Genomic DNA, 2,248 nt, shown 5'->3' with positions numbered 1-2,248 from the left:
CGGCACGAAAGAGTATAATTACGAGCTAGTAAAATAAATCAGAATTTGGGCTTTTGGAGTAAATTTAAAAGCCCAAATTGATGATATTATTTTTTGCAGTACTTATATATTGGGGGAATGCTCTAAAATTTCCTTGCGTTTTTGCCAGTCGCTCATATAAAGAGACAAATAATCGTAAAATTGTTTGGAGTGACTTGGGTGCACCAAATGAACAAGTTCATGAAAAATTACATATTCGATACATGCTTTTGGTTTTTTTATAAGCTCTATGTTTAAATTTATATATGATTTATACGGATTGCAGCTCCCCCATCTCGTTTTCATCTGCCTTATTTTTACGCTTTTGATATCTTGTTTTACTATCTTGTTAAATTCTTGCAAGATATTAAAAAAATATAACGTCGCCTTTTCATAATACCACTCATAGATCAAATTTTCTTTTCGTTTTGTATCGCCTTTATCTTTTACAAATAGCTCAAGATAGCCTCTTTGCAACTTTACGCGCTCCTGCTTTGACTGCACGACTTTAAGCCGATAGCTTCGCCCAAGATACTTAAAATCCTCGCCGCTTACATACTCTTTTAAAGGCGTCTTAAACGAGGCAAAAAATGCGCGCTTTTGAGCTATCCATTTTGCTCTTTTTCCTATGATAAATTTTATATGCTCATCGCTTGCGGCTTTTGGCGCGGTTAGGATCGCTTCGCCGTTTGGTCTAACTTTTAAAGTGATATTTTTTACGTCTTTTCGGACGATTTTTACGCCTTCAAGCATAAAAACTTATCCCTATGCCTCGGATAGTTTGGTAAATTTTCTCCTTCTCATTGATAGAAACGCCGTATTCGTCCTCGACATCCCAAAGGGCATCCTCCATCGCGCTTGTTATCTCATTTTCTACGTCTTTATTTTTGTGCCATTCTGGTTTTTTTGAGGCTTTTTCATAAATTTCATAAAATTTCACGCTCAAATTTTTAGTGACCGTCTCAACATCCGCAACCCCCACATCGCCCAAAATATCAAGCATATTATCATAAATGGCAAACAAAATTTTATTAGCGTTAAATTCTTTTGGATACCTGTCTTCATTTGGTTTTAAAGCGCCAGTTATTAGGTCTTTTAGCTGTTTTGCTTTAGCAAGTTTTTCCTCTTCACTTAGCCTTTTTGCCTTGTATTCGTCGATGATGTCTTGTATTTGCTGCGCTATTGATTTATAAAACGCTGGATTTGAGTCCATTTTCTCTTTTACCACCGCATTTACGGCACTGATGATCGCATCGGCCTTTGCGTTTTTGCCCTCGACTCTTTGCACCTCATCGTCAAATTCCGTCTCAAAGATATTTACGAGCTTGGTAAGCTCATTGACCTCTTTTGCGCTCACGTAAGTATCGAGCAGTTTTTGCATCTGCGCTTCGTATTTGCCAAAGTCGCAAGCCTCATGATATCTTAGCTGCACCGCCTTTCTTAGCTCGTTATAAAATTTAACCCTTTGCTTATAGGCTTTGGTCTCCTCTTCGCTTAATATGTCATAAATTTTCTCGCTTGAAAGCGCTAGTTTAAACGCCCTAGCAAACTGTGATAGCCACTCTTTAAAGTCGTCTCTTTTTTGCACGTCTTCTAAAACCGCCACATAACTTTCCAAATCATCTTTAAATTTAACGCCGCTAAAAAGATCGTCTAAATGAGTATAGTAGGTCTTTGCCTTTACGATCTCGCTTCTTACGTCTATCACGGCTCCAGTTATATCCTCTGGGTCGAAGCCACTTAGCGAAGCATAGCTAGTAAGCGCCTGATCAAGCTCGCAAAGAAGCCCTCTATAATCAATAATGTAGCCGTAGTCTTTCCCGTCATAAAGCCTATTTACTCTAGCTATAGCTTGGAGCAAATTATGCTCTTTTAGCTGCTTATCTATATAAAGCGTGCTTGCTCTTGGTGCGTCAAAGCCAGTTAAAAGCTTATCCACGACGATAAGCAAATCTATCTCATCACCGTAAATAAATTCATTTTTCACATACGCCAGATACGCCTCTTCGCTGCCATAGCTCTTTATGGTCTCTTGCCACGCCTTTGCTACATACTCTTTATTTCCGCCCTCAAGTTCCTCGTGCTCATTGCTTGATATCACATAGGCGGTTTTTATCTCTCCAAATTCCTCAAATATCTGATGATATTTTATGGCGTCGTATTTTCTTTGCGTTGCCAACATCGCCTTAAAGCCCCCATTTGCCATCTTTAGCGTCTTTTTAAAATGCTC

Annotated in this window: 2 protein-coding genes; both read right to left on the bottom strand. The window is 38.7% G+C overall.

The annotated features are described in order from the left end of the window. Positions 1 to 102: 102 nt before the first annotated feature. Positions 103 to 771 (bottom strand): SprT family zinc-dependent metalloprotease, encoded by a 669-nt coding sequence (locus Q0257_RS05360; RefSeq protein WP_298022503.1) that lies wholly within the window; start codon positions 769 to 771, stop codon positions 103 to 105. Beyond that, on the bottom strand, positions 764 to 2,248 hold a 1,485-nt coding region (locus tag Q0257_RS05355; protein WP_298022500.1), incomplete at its 5' end, for a type I restriction enzyme endonuclease domain-containing protein. The genes Q0257_RS05355 and Q0257_RS05360, both read right to left, overlap by 8 nt.

Origin of the sequence: uncultured Campylobacter sp. (genome assembly GCF_938018035.1) — a bacterium.
GTDB lineage: Bacteria > Campylobacterota > Campylobacteria > Campylobacterales > Campylobacteraceae > Campylobacter_B.
Note: the sequence above shows the minus strand (reverse complement) of the source record. Positions and strands in the feature narration are given on the sequence as shown.